The following is a 541-nucleotide window of genomic DNA, read 5'->3' on the forward strand; positions in this document are numbered from 1 at the left end:
ATAAAAACAAAGAGTAGGCATTTAGCTGCCGCTGAGGAATGCGAAGCATGAACGTCTGCAAGTACCTGGATGAGCAAGGCTTTAAAACAGTCAATGTTGAAGGGGGCATGATGGCCTGGGGAGGCGAAACAAAACCAAAAAACTAGGGGACAGCAGTCCCCTAGTTTTTATTTGTATTCCGGAAGCCAATCGCCGTGTGCTGCAAATAAATCGTCGCACATGGAGATGATGTCCTTCATGGAAAGCTCCGCGCTTGTATGCGGATCAAGCATTGCAGCTTGGTAAACCGCTTCTTTTTTCCGTGTGACAGCCGCTTCGATTGTCATCAGCTGTGTATTAATATTCGTCCGGTTTAAGGCGGCAAGCTGCTCAGGCAGTTCTCCGGCGAAGCACGGTGTAATTTTTTTTCTGTCGGCGACGCATGTCACTTCCACAACCGCTTTTGAAGGAAGGTTGGTGATCAGCCCTGTATTCAAGACGTTTCCTCCGAAGGTGAATGGTTCGTTTGTTTCCATTGCTTCTATAATTCTTGAACCATATT

General features: G+C 47.0%; 2 pseudogenes. One reads left to right on the forward strand and one right to left on the reverse strand.

The features are described 5' to 3' along the window. Positions 1–35 precede the first annotated feature (35 nt). A pseudogene (locus tag ACWHAR_RS31175) lies at positions 36–146 on the forward strand (rhodanese-like domain-containing protein); the annotation flags it as partial. Between the two features lie 21 nt (positions 147–167). On the opposite strand, the pseudogene melA reads toward ACWHAR_RS31175, so the two are convergent. After that, positions 168–541: pseudogene (melA, locus tag ACWHAR_RS31180) on the reverse strand (alpha-galactosidase MelA); the annotation flags it as partial.

This window comes from Bacillus sp. LR--39 (assembly GCF_053613335.1).